Source organism: Hyphomicrobium zavarzinii ATCC 27496 (assembly GCF_000383415.1).
GTDB lineage: Bacteria > Pseudomonadota > Alphaproteobacteria > Rhizobiales > Hyphomicrobiaceae > Hyphomicrobium_C > Hyphomicrobium_C zavarzinii.
The window spans coordinates 115,579-132,724 of record NZ_KB911264.1 but is presented as its reverse complement, the minus strand read 5'-3'; the positions used below and the strand labels follow the sequence as shown (position 1 = coordinate 132,724).

The window sequence follows — 17,146 nt, the reverse complement described above, 5'->3', positions numbered from 1 at the left end:
CTTACGCGATGATGCGCGCCTTTCGCGCGACGGCGGGCGAGCGACCGCTCTGCCCTGTGCCATCATTTCCTAGAGAGCGGTCGATTGAATCCGGATCGCGCTCCAGGGCTTTAACGAGACCCGACATGGTCTAGCCGGTCTGGGGGCGTCCCGCCAGCCGGGGACGCCAACTCTATGGGGATGAGAGGCTTCGCTGCCGCACCTCGGCGCGACGGGCCTATTTTCCCGCTGCGGCTTGCTGGAGAAGCCGTTGAGCCGGCTTGCGTTTACTGCGAGGCGTAAGCGACGAGCGCCGAGCGTTTCACCTTGCCGTTCGGCGTGCGGGGCAGGCGGTCGAGAAAGCGGATCTCGCGCGGGCATTTGTAGGCGGCGAGCCGCTCGGCGGCGAAGGCCAGGATGCCGGCGCTATCGGGGGTGGCCTCGCTCTTCAGCACCACGAAGGCGCCGACAACGTGCACGTCCGCCCGCACGGCGAGCTCCGCGCAGGCGACCTCCGCGATGTCGGGATGGGTGGCGAGCACGGCCTCCACCTCCATCGGAGAGACGCGGTAGCCGAGTGCCTTCATGATGTCGTTGTTGCGCCCGGCGTGGGTGATGTAGCCGTCGGCATCCATCAGGCCGAGGTCGCCGCCGGTGAACCATTCGCCGCGCTTGACCTCGATCTGCTCGTCCGGCCGGTTCCAATATCCCAGCATGAGGCCCGGATCGGAGGTGTGAACGGCAATGAGGCCCTCGGTGCCGGGCGGCAATGGCGTATCATCTCCCTCCGTGGCCAGGATGGCCACGCGGCGGCCGGGTTGTGGCTTGCCAACTGTTCCGGGCTTTCTCGGTATGCCCGGGCCGGTCGAGATGTAGGTCGAGATCTCGCTCATGCCCAACGCTTCGTAGAGCGGGCGACCGGTGCGGTCCTGCCAGTCCTCGAACAGGCCCGGAGGCGGGGCCTCGCCTGCCATGAGGGCGTGGCGCAGCGTCGGCATGGCAGCAGGCGACAGCTCCGCGTACTTCAGGATCTGGCGGAAGAGGCTCGGGACGCCCGCAAACAGCGTTGCCTGCGCGAGGTCGATCAGGCGCGGCCAGAGGGCGGGGTCTTTCTCGCCCGTGTAAATGAGCGCGGTGGCGCCGTTGGCCCAAGGGTCTGTGAGGCCCACGCCGAGCGTGAAGGTCCAGTTGAACGCGCCCGCGTGCAGCACGCGGTCGTTCGCGCTGATGCCATACCAGCCTTGGTACATCGGGCGGCGGCCGAGGGCCGCGCGCTGGGCGTGGAGCACGCCTTTTGGGTTTGCCGTGGTGCCGGAGGTGTAGATGAGGAACGCGGGGGTTTCCGCGTGCGTCGGCGCATAGTCGATGCGGGGGCCTTCGCGCATCATGCGCGCGACGTCGGCGGGGGTGAGATGGATCGGGGCCTTGCCTGTGCTCTCCGGAGCGAGCGTGACGGCGGAGGCGAGGACAGCGGCGCCGCTGTCATCGAGCAGGAAGAGGGCCTCGCGATCGGTGAGCTGGCTGGAAGCCGGAAGCGCCACGAGACCGGCTGCAAGGGTGGCAAAGAACAGGATGGCGTAGGCGCTGGTGTTGTCGAGGCGGATCATCACGCGATCGCCTTCTGCAAGCCCCATCTGGCGCAGCGCTCCGGCCGTGCGGAGCACGGCGTCCTCGAGCCCCGCGTAGGTCCAGGTTTCGGCAGGTGCGGCCGCTGCAGGATCCGCGATGACGATCAGGGCGGGCTTGTCCGGCGTCGCGGCGGCTGCCCCCGCGAGGCAGTAGCGGGCCATGTTGAACGGCGGATTGACGGCGGGTGTGAAGAGCGGCGTGTACATCGGTGTTGTTCTGACGGTCAGTTCTGGGGTTTGACCCACCATGTGTCGAGATTGAAGCCGAACAGCGGAATGGTGCCGGGGTGTGCGAGACGCTTCCAGGACGCGATCCACTGGGCTGGTGCATGGAACAGTGGGATCACGTAATGCCCGGAGAGCAGCACGCGGTCCAGTGCGCGGACAGCGGAAACGAAGTCCTCGTTCGAGTGGGCGGCGAGCATGGCTGCGATCATGGCGTCCGCGGCGGGGTTCTGCACGCCTGCGTAATTGTAGGAGCCAGGATCTTTTGCGACGCGGGATGACCAGCGGAAGAGCTGCTCGTTGCCGGGCGAGAGGGACGAGGGCCAGGTGAACTGGATCATGTCGTAGTCGTAGTCCTTGAGGCGCGACTGGTATTGCGCGCTGTCCACGACGCGGATACGGGCGGTGATGCCGAGCTTCTGCAGGTCGGCGGCAAAGGCGCCGAGCAGGCGCTCCTGGCTCGTCGTGGAGGCCAGGATCTCGAAGGCGAGGGGTTTGCCCGCCGCGTCCACGAGGCGGCCTCCCTTGAGGCTGTAGCCAGCCGCTTCCAGGATTTCGTAAGCCCGCCGCGCGTTGGTGCGGTTGTGGGGCGTGCCGTCGCTCACGGGCACGCGGTAGGTGCCGTCCAGGATTTCGGGCCTGACTGCGCCAGGGAACGCTGAGAGCAGGGCGCGCTCACGCTCGTCGGCCGGGCGGCCGGCGGAGGAGAGCATCGAGCGCTCGAAGTAGCTCTCGGTGCGCTTGTAGAGGCCGTGGAAGAAGCTCTTGTTGACCCATTCGAAGTTGAACAGGTGGATCAGGGCTTCGCGCACGCGCTCGTCGGCGAAGATCGGGCGGCGCGTGTTGAAGACGAGCCCTGTCATGCCGGCGGGAAGGCCGATGGGCATCTCCTCGCGGGCGATGCGTCCGTCGTTCGCTGCCGGGAAGTTGTAGCCCTTGGCCCAGAGGGCCGGGTCGTCCTCGTTGCGAAGGTCGATGGCGCCGGTCTTGAAGGCTTCGAACAGCGTCGAGCCCTCGCGGTAGTACTCGAAACGGATCTCGTCGAAGTTGAAGCGGCCCCGATTGACGGGAAGGTCGCGGCCCCAATAGTCCGGATTGCGCTGGTAGGTGATGGAGCGGCCGGGATCGACGGCGGAGATGCGATAGGGGCCTGATCCGATAAGCGGCGTGAGCGTCGTCTCGTCGAACTTCTCGGCGCTCATGGCGTGACGCGGCAGGATGGGCATGAGGCCGAGGATCAGGGGCAGCTCGAGGTCGTCGGCATCGGCGAAGACGAAGCGGATTTCGTGATCGGAGATCACTTCCGCCTTGGTCACCTTGGCGTAGTAGGTGCGGTAGTTGGGGCGCCCCTTGTCGCGCAGGGCTTCGAAGGAGAAGAGCACGTCGGCGGACGTGAGCGGCGTTCCGTCCGAGAATTTTGCGAGCGGGTTCAGGCGGAACGTCACCTCGCTGCGGCTCTCGGGGACGTCGATGGTCTCGGCGATGAGGCCGTAGAGCGTGAAGGGCTCGTCCTGGCTGCGGGCCATGAGGCTTTCGATCACGAACTCGCGGATGCCCTGCACCGGCTCGCCCCGGATGATCATGGGGTTCAGGTTGTCGAAGGAGCCAGACGAGCCGAGGGTGACGCGGCCGCCCTTTGGGGCGTCCGGCACGACATAGGGAAACGCCGGGAAGTTTTCCGGTAAAAGGGCGTCGCCGTGCATGGCTATTGCGTGCGCCGGTTTTGCTAGAACCGGTGAGCGGATGGCCCCTGCCAGGACGAGGGCGAGGACCGCAAGGCTCACGATGATTGATCGTTGCACGGAGTTCTCCTCAAGGGGCTTGCGCAAGGCGTTGGTTTTGCTGACAGCCCAGCGATCACGTAGCACACATCGAAGGCTCTCCAATGGCGGATCAGCACGATGTTTGCGTGGCGGGTTTGCAACGGCCGTGTCATTTCGATCTGTTGAAGATGCCGGCTTGGTTTCTACGGTCACGGGATTGCCGCAATCCAGGCTTTACTGCCGGTCCGGATGACGCCGCGGGCGTCAGGACCCGCGCGCCCAGAATTGCCGATTGAGCGCAGCGAAGTGGGGCTGAGCCGCCAGCAGGGGATTGTCGGGCGGCTCCTGGACTGGCTCATAACGAAAGGTCGATTTTTCTATGTCACACAGAGATGGCATCGCAACCAGCTTGGGGCGCAGCGTGTTGGCGTGCGGCGCCACGCTCGCTCTGGTCCTCGGGCTCGCCATGAACGGCGGGGCTGCTTACGCCCAGGACAAGAAGGACGCTCCCAAGGAGAAGGCCGCTCCGGCTGCCAAGGACGCCAAGGCAGAGGGCGCCGCGGCCGCCGGCAAGCAGAGCGCCTGGGTGAAGCTTTGCGAGAAGTCTCCCCTCGTCAAGCGGGACAAGGACGGCAAGGAGGTCAAGGAAGAGAAGGACATCTGCCTGACCCACCATGAGCGCCTGGACGGCAACTCGGGCATGGTTCTGGTCTCGGCCGCAATCCGCCAGGTCGAGGGCAACGAGCATGACCACCTGATGGTCATGGTTCCGCTCGGCATGGCTATCCCACCCGGCATCAAGGCCGCTGTCTACACCAAGGAGCAGTGGGAGAAGGCAGCCAAGAACGAGAAGATCGACGACAAGGATCTGAAGCCGATCGACCTCAAGTTCTCGCTCTGCCACCCCTCGGGCTGCACGGCTGAGGTCGAGGCGACCAAGGAGATCATCGATCAGATGAAGACCGGCGGCGGCATCATGGTTCTCGCCATGAACGCCTCGGCTCAGCCGATCGGCTTCCCGGTTCCCCTGGACGGCTTCTCCGAGGCTCTCGCCGGCAAGCCCGTCGACAATGCCGAGTACAAGAAGGCCCGCGGCCAGCTGATGGCGCAGATTCGTCAGCGTCAGCAGGAAGCCTACGAGAAGTTCAAGACCGAGCAGATGAAGAACCTGCCGCCGCAGCCGGGCGCCGACGGTGCCGCTGCTGCTCCCGCGGCGAAGAAGGATGCGAAGCCGGCCGAGAAGAAGTAAGCCGGTCAGCCGTTGAAATGCAGAAGGCCGCCCGAAAGGGCGGCCTTCTTGCTTGGCGTTGTGGTTGAAACGCGTGAGCCGCGTGTGCTGCGGAGTGCGCCGTCAGTGCGGTTGGAACACCGCGCGATAGCGGCCGTCCTCGTCCTCGACGAAATAGTCGCCGAGCTGCGGGTGGCGCAGGGGCTCGCCGCTGGTGTCGGGCAAAAGGTTCTGCTCCGAAACGTAGGCGATGTACTCGGTCTCCGCGTTTTCGGCCAGCAGGTGGTAGAAGGGCTGGTCCTTGATCGGGCGGATCTCCGCCGGAATGGACAGCCACCAATCCTCGGTGTTGTTGAACACGGGATCGATATCGAACACGACGCCGCGGAACGCATAGACGCGATGGCGCACGACCTGGCCCACGGAAAACTTGGCTTTCCGCATGGCAGGAGTAGCGGCCGCAGGCTTCGGAGAAGCCCGCTTGCGCGGTTTGCGTGTCACTGATTCAGGTTTGGGCGGCATTGTCTAATCCCCACGAGGCTCCATTCGAGGGGAGGGCTCTCCGGATGTCAACGGATCTGTGCAACATAGTTGATTGACGAGACTTCTTTCAGCCTCAAAAGCCGTAGGCCGCGGCGCGCTCGGGATCCTTCTTGGCGACGAGGCGGGCGAGATCGACGATCACCTTGGCCTGCTTCCATGTGGCGTCGTCCTGCATCTTGCCGTCGATCATCACGGCGCCGGTGCCATCGGGCATGGCCTCCAGGATCCGCTTGGCGAAGGCGACTTCCTTCACGTCAGGTGAGAAGACGCGCTTGGCGATGTCGATCTGGGTCGGATGGAGCGACCACGCGCCGAGGCAGCCCTGGATGAAGGCGTTGCGGAACTGGGCTTCGCAGGCGGCGCCGTCGGAGAAGTCGCCGAACGGGCCGTAGAACGGCTTCAGGCCATAGGAGAGGCAGGCGTCCACCATCTTGCCGACGGTGTAGTGCCAGAGATCCTGCTGATAGCGCGCGCGCTCGGCCTTCGCATCGGCGCCTGCGTCGGCGAGCACCGAATAGTCCGGATGGCCGCCGCCAACGCGGGTGGTCTTCATGCCGCGCGAGGCGGCGAGATCGGCGGGGCCGAGGCTCATGCCGTGCATGCGGGGCGAGGCCGCGGCGATGGCTTCCACGTTTTTCACGCCTTCCGCGGTTTCGAGGATCGCGTGGATGAGAATCGGCCGCTTCACGGCGTACTTGGCCTCGAGCTGGGCGAGGAGCTGGTCGAGGTAGTGGATGTCCCAGGGGCCTTCGACCTTGGGCAGCATGATCACGTCGACCTTGTTGCCGGCTTCCCGCACGATCTCGGTGACGTCGTCGAGCATCCAGGGCGAGTTGAGGCAGTTGATACGCGTCCAGAGGCCGGTGTCGCCGAAGTCGTTCTCGCGCGCCATCTGGATGAAGCCCTTGCGCGCGGCCTCCTTGTCGCCCACGGGGATCGCGTCCTCGAGATTGCCGAGCACCACGTCAACCTGGGAGGCGATATCCTTGATTTTGGAGCGGATCTTCTCGTTGTGGGGCGGCACGAAGTGAATCATGCGCTCGATGCGGACGGGAAGCACGCGGTAGGGCTCGGGAGCGCCGATGGCCAGGGGGGCAAAGTGTTTCGCAGGCGTGCGGACGGCGCTCATCGGGCGAACCTCTAGATCAATCGCAAATGCGGGATGGGATTTGCGGCGCACTCTAGTGGCCGGACGGCAAGAGTCAACGCGAGGGCGCCGCGGCATGGTTAGCCGGGTAGCGGGGTAACCGCGGTCGCTTGCCTGGGGCACTTGCCTGGGTCACTTGCCTGGGTCAGGGGGCCCGTGTCGGACCTGGATCAGCGGGCCGATCCGTTGGGCGTCGCGCCGTTCACCGCCGTGCCGTTGGGGGCGCGCCAGTCCACGACGTTCTCGCGGGCCGGATGCAGCGAGCGATACGGCAGGGGCATCTTGGTTTCCGAGTTGCCGGCCTTGCGCTTGAACTGCACCGTGCGGATCATCTCGCGGATGCGCGGCTGGATCTCCGTGCGCCAGCGCGTGCCGCTAAAGACGCCGTAGTGCCCGACGCCCGGCTGGACGTAATAGTAGTGCTCGTCCACGGGGATGCCCGTGCACAGGCTGTGAGCGGCTTCCGTCTGGCCGAGGCCGCAGATATCGTCCCGCTCGCCTTCCACCGTCATCAGCGCCGTCTTGCGGATCGCGGAGCAATCGACGCGCTGGCCGCGGTGCATCATCTCGCCTTTGGGGAGCGCGTGATCCTGGAACACGGTCTTGACCGTCTGCAGGTAGAAATCCGCAGGGAGATCCATGACGGCCAGGTATTCCTCGTAGAAAGACTTGTGCTGGTTGACGCTGTCGCAGTCGCCTTTGACGAGGTTCTCGAACAGCTTCATGTGCGCCTGCGTGTGGCGCTCGAGGTTCATGGTCATGAAGCCGGTGAGCTGGATGAAGCCCGGATAGACGCGCCGGCCGAAGCCCGCGTTGGGGAACGGCACGTAGTGGATCACGTTGCTCTCGAACCAGGAGAGCGCTTTCTCCTCGGCGAGCTTGTTCACCTGCGTGGGATTGCGGCGCGTGTCGATGGGGCCGCCCATCAGCGTCATGGACGCGGGCTGGCACGGATCGTCGTTGGCGGCCATGACCGCTGCCGCTGCGAGGGCGGGCACAGCCGGCTGGCAGACTGCGATGACGTGCGTGTTCGGACCCAGGAACTGGATGAACTCGATGATGTAGTCGATGAAGTCGTCGAGATCGAACGAGCCTTCATAGGCGGGCACGTCGCGCGCATCGATCCAATCGGTGATGTAGGTGTTGTGCTCCTTGATCATCTCCTGCACCGTGCCGCGCAGAAGCGTCGCGTAGTGACCGGACATCGGTGCGATGATCAGCACCTTCGGATCGTAGCGCTTGCCGACCACGGTCTCGTCGCGATCGAAGTGGAGCAGGTTGCAGAAGGTCTTCTTCATCACGATCTCCTCCCGCACGGGGACGGTGAGACCGTGGACCTTCGTTTCCTTGATGCCGAACTCCGGCTTGCCGTAGCGGCGCGTCATGCCTTCAAACACTTCGCAGGCCGCCGACATGTTCTTGGCGATCTCGGTTTCAGCGAAGGGATTGAAGGGGGCGTCGATCTGCGCCTTGAAGGCGCGGGTCATAAGCCGGACGGGATGCATGAAGGCGTGAGCAAGCTCATAAGTGTAATAGTGCATTCCGTCAGCTCTCCCGAAGCCCCCGACATCCTGCAATGCAGCAGGCATGTCCGCTGACGTCAAGCATTCCGTCTTAGAAATGTCTCAATTGGCGAAATTACAGGCAAATATGTGACTAATCTTTAGTCGATATGCCTCGAGAACGCGGCTTGACCGCGAATTGCCCGACAATGCAGCATCGTTGCAATGCACAATACGGGCGCCGGGTTGTTATTGTATTGTTGTGCCACAGCTTTCGCCCGTCAGCCCCTCGAGGTCGTTCCCGGCGATGGCGATTTTAACCAGCCTCCACCACGTCACTCGATACGTTTATGACAAGCCCGTTTCGCTCGGTCCGCAGATCATTCGGTTGCGACCGGCGGCGCACTGCCGAGTTCGCATCCCGAGCTATTCGCTGAAGGTCTCGCCGGGTAACCATTTCGTCAATTGGCAGCAGGATCCGCACGGAAACTGGCTCGCACGCTACGTCTTTCCGGAGAAAACAACGGAGTACACCGTCACCGTCGATCTTCTGGCGGAGATGGCGATCGTCAATCCGTTCGATTTCTTCATCGAAAGCTACGCGGAGGAGTTTCCGTTCGCGTATGCCGATTCGCTCGCGAGCGATCTCGCCCCGTATCTCGTGATCGAGGAGACGACAGGGCCGCTGTTCGCGCAGTTCGTCGGCAGCGTCGCACCGAACGGAAAGGCGGAGCGGACCATCGATTTTCTCGTGGCGCTCAACGCGCGCATCAATCGCGAGATCAGCTACCTCATCCGTCTCGAACCGGGCGTGCAGACACCCGAGGAGACGCTGAAGCTCGGGTCTGGATCGTGCCGCGATTCGGCGTGGCTGCTGGTGCACGTGCTGCGCAAGCTGGGTCTCGCGGCGCGATTCGTCTCGGGCTATCTCATCCAGCTCAAGCCGGACATCAAATCGCTCGACGGCCCCTCGGGCACGGACCACGATTTCACCGATCTTCACGCGTGGACCGAGGTCTATCTGCCGGGTGCAGGATGGATCGGCCTCGATCCGACATCCGGTCTCTTCTGCGGCGAGGGGCACATTCCGCTCGCGGCGACGCCGCACTACAGAAGCGCTTCGCCGATCAGCGGCGGTGTCGATCCTTCCGAGGTGACCTTCAATTTCGACATGAAGGTGAGCCGTGTCGCGGAGAAGCCGCGCATTACGCTGCCGTTCTCGGAAGAGAGCTGGGAGGCCCTGCTGGCTCTCGGCGATCGCGTCGACGGCGACCTTGCGGCGGAGGGCGTGGGGCTCACCATGGGTGGGGAGCCAACGTTCGTCTCGATCGACGACTACCAGTCGCCCGAGTGGAATACAGCCGCGGTGGGCACGACGAAGCGGGCGCGCGCCGACGATCTTATCCGCCGCTTGCGCGCGCGCTTTGCGCCGGGCGGCTTCCTGCACTACGGGCAGGGAAAGTGGTATCCGGGCGAGAGCCTGCCGCGCTGGACCTTCGCGCTCTACTGGCGCTGCGACGGTAAGCCGATCTGGCGCAACGATGCGCTCGTCGCGCGCGAAGGTTTCCGCGCCCCGACCGATGTGGAAGGCGCCAAGGCGTTCTGCGAGGGTATCGCCGAGCGTCTCGGTGTCGGCGGCGAACATGTGATCTCGGCCTACGAGGATCCCGCGCACTGGATCGTCAAGGAGGCGCAGCTTCCGGTCAATGTCGACCCGCTCGACAGCAAGATCAGCGACGCGGAGGAACGGGCGCGGATCGCGCGGGTGTTCGATCGCGGGCTCGGAACCGCGTCGGGGTTCGTGCTGCCGATCCAGCGCTGGAATGCGCGCGCTGGTAAAGGCTGGATGAGCGAGAAGTGGAAGCTCAGGCGCAATCAGTTGTTCCTGGTGCCGGGCGACAGTCCGCTGGGGCTCAGGCTACCGCTCAACTCACTGCCGTGGCTTCCGCCTATGGCGGTGCCGCACGTCGTGACCGACGATCCATTCCTGGAACGTGGCGATCTCCCCGATCCGGACGCGTTTCTGCAAGTCTATCGCCGCGTGGGCGACAACCCGTATCGCCAGCCCGTTCCGCTCGTGCAGGACATCGAGGGGGCGTCTGTGCGCACCGCGCTCGCGGTGGAGCTTCGCGAAGGCAAGCTCTGCGTGTTCATGCCGCCGCTCGGTGCACTCGACGACTATCTGGAGCTGCTGACCGCGGTGGAGGCGGCCGCAGACGAGCTGATGCTGCCGGTGCACATCGAAGGTTATCCGCCCCCGCCGGATCATCGTCTCAACGTCATCAAGGTCACGCCCGATCCAGGGGTGATCGAGGTGAACATCCATCCCGCTTCCTCGTGGCGCGAGTGCGTTGCGACCACGGAGGGCGTCTACACGGAAGCGCGCCTTTCGCGGCTCGGCACCGACAAGTTCATGACGGACGGGCGCCATACGGGAACGGGCGGGGGAAACCACGTCGTGGTGGGCGGTGCTGCGCCGTGGCAGAGCCCGTTCCTGCGCCGCCCTGATCTGCTCAAGAGCCTCATCGTCTTCTGGCAGCGCCATCCGTCGCTCTCGTATCTCTTCTCCGGCCTCTTCATCGGGCCGACGAGCCAGGCGCCGCGCGTGGACGAGGGACGTCACGAAAGTCTCTATGAGCTCGAGATCGCGCTCGGCATGATCCCGGGGCCGGGCGAGGGGCCGCCGGTTCCGCCGTGGCTGCTGGACCGGCTGCTCCGTAACCTGCTCGTCGATTCCTCCGGCAACACGCATCGGAGCGAGATCTGCATCGACAAGCTCTATTCGCCCGACGGTACGGCGGGCAGGTTAGGGCTGATCGAGTTCCGCTCGTTCGAGATGCCGCCGGATGCGCGCATGAGCCTGGCGCAGCAGCTTCTCCTGCGCGCGCTGATCGCGAAGTTCTGGAAGGAGCCCGAGCGCGGTGATCTCGTGCGCTGGGGCACGGCGCTGCACGATCGCTTCATGCTGGAGCACTACGTCTGGGCGGATCTGCTCGATGTTCTCGACGTGCTGCGGCGGGCGGGCTACGCTTTCAAGAGCGAGTGGTTCGAGGCGCAACGGGAGTTCCGCTTTCCATTCTACGGAAACGTGGAGCATGGGGGTGTGAAGCTTGAGGTGCGCCAGGCGCTCGAGCCCTGGCATGTGATGGGCGAGGAAGGGGCGATCGGGGGGACGGTGCGCTACGTGGATTCCTCGGTGGAGCGGTTGCAGGTGAAGGTGGACGGGTTAAATCCGCGCCGTCACGTGCTTGCCTGCAACGGGCGGCGCGTGCCGCTGGCCTCCACAGGGCGCTCCGGCGAGTTCGTGGCAGGCGTGCGGTTCAAGGCATGGCATCCGCCGTCCGGGCTGCATCCCACCATTCCGGCTCATGCGCCGCTAACCTTCGACGTGCTCGACACGTGGAGCCATCGCTCGCTCGGCGGCTGCGTTTACAGCGTCGCGCATCCGGGCGGGCGGAACTACGAGACCTTTCCGGTGAACACTTACGAGGCCGAGGCGCGCCGGCTCGCGCGCTTTCAGGATCACGGCCATACGCCGGGCCTCGTCACGACGCCGCCTCCCGAGCGCAACGACGAATACCCGCTGACCCTCGATCTCAGGCGGGCGCCGTCATGACGCGGGACGTATCGTGACGTCCGGGGCGGCTCAGATATCCGGTGGCGCGCCGGACGGCACGGGATTGATCGCGGGCTATCGTCCGCTACCCGGCGTCTACGACGAGATGGTGGATGAAGCGGGTCTCGTGCGGCCGCATTGGCGCCCTTTCGTCGAACGGCTCGCGGCAGAAGGGCCGGACGCGCTGGCCCAACGCTTCGGCGCCGCGGATCGCTATCTCAAGGATTCCGGCGTCTTCTATCGCGTCTACGACGATCCGACAGCGGCCGAACGGCAGTGGCCGCTCGCGCATGTGCCGCTTCTGATCTCGCCCGAGGATTGGGCGGTGATCGAGGCCGGCGTGATCCAGAGGGCGCATCTCATCGAGGCGTTTCTGTCGGATTGCTACAGGGGCGGGCGCCAGATGACGGCGCTTGGCCTGCCTGCGTCGCTCATCACGGGCAGCGCGGAGTTTCTGCGGCCGCTCGTTCAGGCCGAACGCCCGTCTCCACGGCAGCTTCATCTCTTCGCAGTCGATCTGGGGCGGAGCCCGACCGGGCAATGGTGGGTGTTGCGGGACCGGACGCAGGCCCCTTCGGGAGCGGGCTTCGCGCTCGAAAACCGCATCGCGCTGTCGCGGGCGATGTCGGAGGTGTTTCGCGCGTTCGACGTGCAGCGGCTGGCCCCGTTCTTCGACGCCTTCCGCGCGGCGCTCGCCAGCCATCGCGAGGCGGACGATGCGGGCGTGTGCCTGCTGACGCCGGGACCTCTCAACGAGACCTATTTCGAGCATTCCTATCTCGCGCGCTATCTCGGCCTCCGGCTGGTCGAGGGCATGGACCTTCTCGTGCTCGGCGGGACGGTTTTCCTGCGCACCGTGGCAGGCCTGCGGAAGGTGCGGGTTCTGTTGAGGCGTATCGACGGCGATTTCGCGGACCCGTTGGAGCTCAACACGCAGTCGCGGCTCGGGATCGCGGGGCTGGTGCAGGCCGTGCGGCAGGGCAACGTGACGCTTGCCAACGCGCTTGGCTCGGGGCTCGCCGAAGCGCGCGCGCTGCTGGGCTTTCTGCCGACGCTGGCGGAGCCGCTGATCGGCGAGCGGCTGCTGCTTCCGAACGTTGCGACGTGGTGGTGCGGGCAGGAGGATGCGCGCCGGCAGGTGCTGGATGCGCTCGACGACCGTGTGATCGCGCCGGCCTTCTCGCGCGCTTCGAGCGGCATACCGCCCGGCGGGCCGTGGGTGATGTCGGAGCTTTCGTCGCCGGACCGCGACATCCTTACGACCGCGATCGAGCGGCGCGGCGTGGATTTCGTCGGCCAGGAGGTGGTGAAGCTTTCGACGACGCCGGTTTGGGCGAACGGGCGGCTCGAGCCGCATCCGTTCACGTTCCGCGTGTTCGTCGCGGCGACGGCGGACGGCTACAAGGTGATGCCCGGCGGCTTTGCGCTGATTGGCGACCAGCGGGACCTGCGGGCCGTCACCATGCAGCGGGGGGCCCGCTCGGCCGACGTGTGGGTGCTGTCGCGTGGACCGGTGCCGCAGACGACGCTGATCCCGTCCGAAACCCAGATCATGGTGCGCCGCTCAACGGGTGCGCTGCCGAGCCGGGCGGCCGACAATCTGTTCTGGCTCGCGCGGTATGTGGAGCGGGCGGACGAGACGTTGCGGCTGATCCGGGCGCTGGTGGCGCGCATCTCGGCTTCGCGGGCGCAGACCCTGCCGGAGGTGGGCGGTCTCTGCGAGCTGCTGGTGCGCTGGGGCGCGGCAGGGAACACGGCTTCGGGTGGCGAGCCGGTGTGGATCGCGGAGACGGCGCTTCGTGACGGCGAGAGCGACGGGGCGGTGCCGGCGCTGGTGGCGGCGGCGCGGCGCGCGGCTTCCCTCATTCGAGATCGCTTCCCGCCGGATGCATGGCGGGCGTTGGAAGACCTTCACGCCTATATGCAGACGCCGATCGACGGCCAGGGCGGCAGCGCGGCGGCTTTCGACAGGGCGAGCACCGCGCTCAGGCTGATCGCGGCGGTCACCGGGTTTCAGCTCGAGACCATGAACCGGCTTGCGGGCTGGCGGTTTCTGAAGCTCGGGCTTCGCATCGAGCGTGGGCTCGCCGTCTGCCGGTTCGCGCGGCAGTTCGCGCGGCCGCAGGGCGGATCGCGCGAGGAGCTCGATCTGTTGCTGGAGCTCAACGATTGCCAGATCACGTATCGCTCGCGCTATCCATTGGGAGCCGCGTTCGCGCCGGTGCTGGATCTCGCGCTGCTCGACGAGAGCAATCCGCGCTCGCTTCTGTTCCAGCTCGGGCGGCTCAAGGCGCACACACTCGCGCTACCGCTGCTGCCGCCTGCGCATCGGCCGAGCCCGGCGCTGGCGGTGGCAGAAGCGCTCTACGCGACGGTCTCCGCGATGGAGCCCGCCAAGATCCGCAGCGACGACATCCTCGGCATCGAGAACGGCCTCATGCATCTCTCGGACGAGATTTCGCTTTCCTATTTCCGCGTGCGCGACCCATTGCTGACGGAGGGGAGCGCATGACGGTCTACGACATCCGCCAGACGACCTCCTACGCTTATGGCTCGTTCGTGCCGTTCGCGGCGCACGTGCTGCGTCTCATGCCGCTTTCGGCCGGGCGTCTCGACGTACTCGACTGCGACATGGTGATTGATCCGGTGCCGAGCGAGTATGCGGTTGGGCGCGATTTCTTCGGCAATGCGACGACGCACATCACGCTCAAGGCGCCGCACAATCGTCTTACCGTGGAGAGCCGATCCGTCGTGAGGCTCGCGCCGTGCGAACTCGTGGAGCCACGCGATACGCCGCCCTGGGAAGAGGTGCGCCACTGGGCTCATGAGACGGCGGGCCTCGCTCGACGCTCTCCTGCACATCAGATCTTTGCGTCACGTCACGTACCGCTCGATGCGGCGTTCCTTGACTACGCGGCGGCGCTGTTCCCGCCGGGGAGGCCCGTGCTCGAGGGCGCGCTCGCGTTGATGGAGCGGATCCGTGCTGAGTTCACCTACGATCCCCATGCCACGGACGTCATGACGCCAGCGCGGGTCGCGTTCGCGACGCGGCGCGGCGTGTGTCAGGATTTCGCGCATATCATGATCGGCTGCCTGCGCTCGCTGGGGCTCCCGGCAGCCTACGTGAGCGGCTATCTGCGCACGCACCCGCTACCCGGCATGGCGCGCCTCGAAGGCGCGGATGCGATGCACGCGTGGGTCTCGGTCTGGTGCGGCGAGGAGGCCGGGTGGCAGGATCTCGACCCCACGAATGCCATGCGTGTGGAGCGGGATCACGTGCCGCTAGCTTTCGGACGGGACTATTCGGATGTCTCGCCCATCGATGGGGTGATTTTCGATTCCGGCCGCCATTCGCTCTCCGTCGCGGTGGATGTGTGCGAGCGGGTCGAGGATGCGTGAGACGGCGGCGCGTCTCAGGTGAGCACGCGTGTCTCCGGCGGGCCATCCGAGCGGACGGGAAGCGTGACGTTGAGGGCTGTGCCGGCAGGCTGCATGGTCTCGATGACCAGCGTGCCCGAGAGCGCGCGGACGCGCTCGCGCATGCCGGCCAATCCGTAGCCGAGCGCGGCGTTGTCGGAGATGCCGACGCCATCGTCCGTGATGCGCAGGCGGACGCTGCGTCCGGCCTGTGCTTCCTCTGCGGACATGCTCACCGAGACCAGCGACGGGCTCCCGTGGCGGACGGCATTCGTGAGGCCTTCCTGCACGCAGCGATAGAGCGTGAGGTCGATGTCCTCGCCGAAGCTCGTCGGGAGATCTGCAAACGTGCGCTCGAAGCGTTTGTCGGGATGGCGGCGCTCGAAGGTGAGGATCAGCTCGCTGATCAGCTCCGTGAGCGTGGTGCGGCCGAGCGCGACGGGGCGCAGGCGGTTCAAGAGCTGGCGATTGAGGCTCTTCAAGCGCTCGGACACGAGCGAGATCTCGTTCACGCAGGAGAGGATGGTGGACGCCTGCGGCTCGGGCAGATTGCGGGCGTGACGCTCGATGGCGCCTGCACCGGCCGTGATGCCGAACAGGCAGGGGCCGAACTCGTCGTGCAGGTCGCGTGAAATCTGACGGCGCTCGTCTTCCTGCACGGCGACGAGCTGGCGGTAGAGGCGGCTGTTCTCGGCGTTGGCGCCGTCGAGTGCCTGGGCGAGCGTGTTGAAGCTGCCGACGATGGCGGCAAGCTCACGCACCTTCGGCGGCTCTATGCGGAGGCCATAATGCCCATCCTCCAGCTCGCGCATGCCGTCGGCGAGCGTGACCAGCGGGTCCAGGATGTAGCCGAGGACGAAATACAAGCCGACCATCATGAGTGCCGTTCCCCCGAGCCAGAGAACGGCCATGAGAAGGAGCAACTCCCAGGCTTCAGCGATTTCGTCGTCCGGCTCGCCCTTGATCAGCACGTTTCCGAGCAGCATGCCGTTTGCAATGACGGGGACGTCGCGCACCTCGACCGTGGGCTGGACGAGGCTTACGAACCAACCAGGCGCGCGATCCTCGCCGCGTGCGTCATGGGTCGCGAGCTCTGTCTCGTGGGCGCCGCTCGAAGCCTTTCCGGCCGGTGTGACGACACGGATGGAGACGTGGCGCACTTTCGCCATCTCCTGTGCGAGGCGCCAAGTGAAGGGCGCGAGATCCGCCGGCCCATCGATCTCGCGCGCCTGAGCCGCAATGTGATTGCGCCAAAGCTCGACGTTGGATTGGGTCTCGATTGCGGCGCGCGTGCGGGAGTCGAGCACGGCCAGCACGCCCCCGACGAGGCCGGTGAAGAGCGTGAGGAGCGTGATGGCGATGAGGATCTGCCAGCGGAACGGGCACGCGTACCAGAGGTTGGCGATCCTCTCCAGGAGCGGGAGAAAGCCTTTTGATGTGCGCGGAGGCTGGGAGGAGTCCGATGGGCTCTGGGAGAGAGGCATTTCCAGACGTGACCTGAGTGTGTGGGCGCGCGCTTGCAGCGCCGATGTCGCGTTGCGGGTAGTCACACCACAGAGCGCATCTTATGCGAGATCACAATTATGTTATAGAGTTACTTTTTCGAGCCGCGTGGTGCCGGGGTGCCGAGCATGGAAGCCGGGATGGTTGCGGCCTTGACCTCTCGGAGCACGAAAGAGGACCTGAGGCGCGTGACGCCCGGAAGGCGCGACAGCTCCTGCTTGTGAATGCGCTCGTAGTCGGCGAGGTCACGCGCGAGAACGGTCAGGAGGTAGTCGTCCTCGCCGGACATGAGCTGGCATCCGACGACGGAGGGCGCCGCCGCCACGGCCGCCTCGAAGGACTCGAGGCGCTGCTCGCTCTGGTTCTGAAGACTGATGAACACGTGCACGATCATCTCCAGCCCGACGGCGCGGCGGTCGATGCGGGCCTGATAGCCCTTGATGATGCCGCTTTCCTCGAGCGCGCGTATGCGCCGCGCGATCGCGGTGGGGGAGAGCGGAATGCGCTCCGCGAGTTGGACCTGGCTCAGGCGTCCGTCTTCAAGAAGCGCGGCCAGAATGGCGCGATCGAGCGCGTCTAAGGTATATTGCATTGC

The 17,146-nt window shown here is 65.7% G+C and carries 11 protein-coding genes; 4 read left to right on the top strand and 7 right to left on the bottom strand.

Translation table 11 applies throughout. The features are described from left to right. Positions 1-266: 266 nt before the first annotated feature. Positions 267-1,814 (bottom strand): class I adenylate-forming enzyme family protein, encoded by a 1,548-nt coding sequence (locus F812_RS0120905; RefSeq protein WP_020087939.1) that lies wholly within the window; start codon positions 1,812-1,814, stop codon positions 267-269. Positions 1,815-1,831: 17 nt separating this feature from the next. Further along, the gene (locus F812_RS0120900) at positions 1,832-3,535 is read right to left on the bottom strand and encodes an extracellular solute-binding protein (protein WP_020087938.1); all 1,704 of its coding nucleotides are present in this window, start codon (positions 3,533-3,535) and stop codon (positions 1,832-1,834) included. Positions 3,536-3,974: 439 nt separating this feature from the next. Here F812_RS0120900 and F812_RS24940 point away from each other — a divergent pair, with 439 nt between their 5' ends. Then, complete coding sequence (locus F812_RS24940) at positions 3,975-4,844, top strand: invasion associated locus B family protein (RefSeq protein WP_020087937.1); 870 nt, start codon at positions 3,975-3,977, stop codon at positions 4,842-4,844. A 102-nt stretch (positions 4,845-4,946) separates the two neighbouring features. Here F812_RS24940 and hspQ read toward each other — a convergent pair whose 3' ends face one another. The 3 genes from hspQ to F812_RS0120880 all read right to left on the bottom strand — a co-directional run bounded on the left by hspQ (position 4,947) and on the right by F812_RS0120880 (position 8,054). Beyond that, complete coding sequence (hspQ, locus tag F812_RS0120890) at positions 4,947-5,267, bottom strand: heat shock protein HspQ (protein ID WP_020087936.1); 321 nt, start codon at positions 5,265-5,267, stop codon at positions 4,947-4,949. 172 nt (positions 5,268-5,439) lie between these two features. Continuing rightward, on the bottom strand, positions 5,440-6,495 hold the full coding sequence (locus F812_RS0120885) for an HpcH/HpaI aldolase/citrate lyase family protein (protein WP_020087935.1): 1,056 nt from the start codon (positions 6,493-6,495) through the stop codon (positions 5,440-5,442). Between the two features lie 188 nt (positions 6,496-6,683). After that, positions 6,684-8,054, bottom strand: a complete 1,371-nt coding sequence (locus tag F812_RS0120880) for a polyhydroxyalkanoate depolymerase (RefSeq protein ID WP_020087934.1) — start codon at positions 8,052-8,054, stop codon at positions 6,684-6,686. Between the two features lie 268 nt (positions 8,055-8,322). Here F812_RS0120880 and F812_RS0120875 point away from each other — a divergent pair, with 268 nt between their 5' ends. From F812_RS0120875 to F812_RS0120865, 3 genes are read left to right on the top strand one after another with little or no spacing between them, the layout of a single operon-like run. Further along, positions 8,323-11,631 (top strand): transglutaminase family protein, encoded by a 3,309-nt coding sequence (locus tag F812_RS0120875; protein WP_020087933.1) that lies wholly within the window; start codon positions 8,323-8,325, stop codon positions 11,629-11,631. A gap of 13 nt (positions 11,632-11,644) precedes the next feature. Next, a complete protein-coding gene (locus F812_RS0120870) occupies positions 11,645-14,143 on the top strand; it encodes a circularly permuted type 2 ATP-grasp protein (protein WP_245257736.1) in 2,499 nt (832 codons plus the stop codon). Continuing rightward, the gene (locus F812_RS0120865; RefSeq protein WP_020087931.1) at positions 14,140-15,030 is read left to right on the top strand and encodes a transglutaminase family protein; all 891 of its coding nucleotides are present in this window, start codon (positions 14,140-14,142) and stop codon (positions 15,028-15,030) included. Before F812_RS0120870 ends, F812_RS0120865 begins: the two co-directional genes overlap by 4 nt. Before the next feature lie 14 nt (positions 15,031-15,044). Here F812_RS0120865 and F812_RS24935 read toward each other — a convergent pair whose 3' ends face one another. Both F812_RS24935 and F812_RS0120855 read right to left on the bottom strand, forming a co-directional pair. After that, positions 15,045-16,532 carry an ATP-binding protein gene (locus F812_RS24935; protein WP_020087930.1) on the bottom strand — a complete coding sequence of 496 codons (1,488 nt, stop codon included), beginning with the start codon at positions 16,530-16,532 and terminating at the stop codon, positions 15,045-15,047. Between the two features lie 110 nt (positions 16,533-16,642). After that, positions 16,643-17,143 (bottom strand): Lrp/AsnC family transcriptional regulator, encoded by a 501-nt coding sequence (locus F812_RS0120855; protein ID WP_020087929.1) that lies wholly within the window; start codon positions 17,141-17,143, stop codon positions 16,643-16,645. Positions 17,144-17,146: the final 3 nt, after the last annotated feature.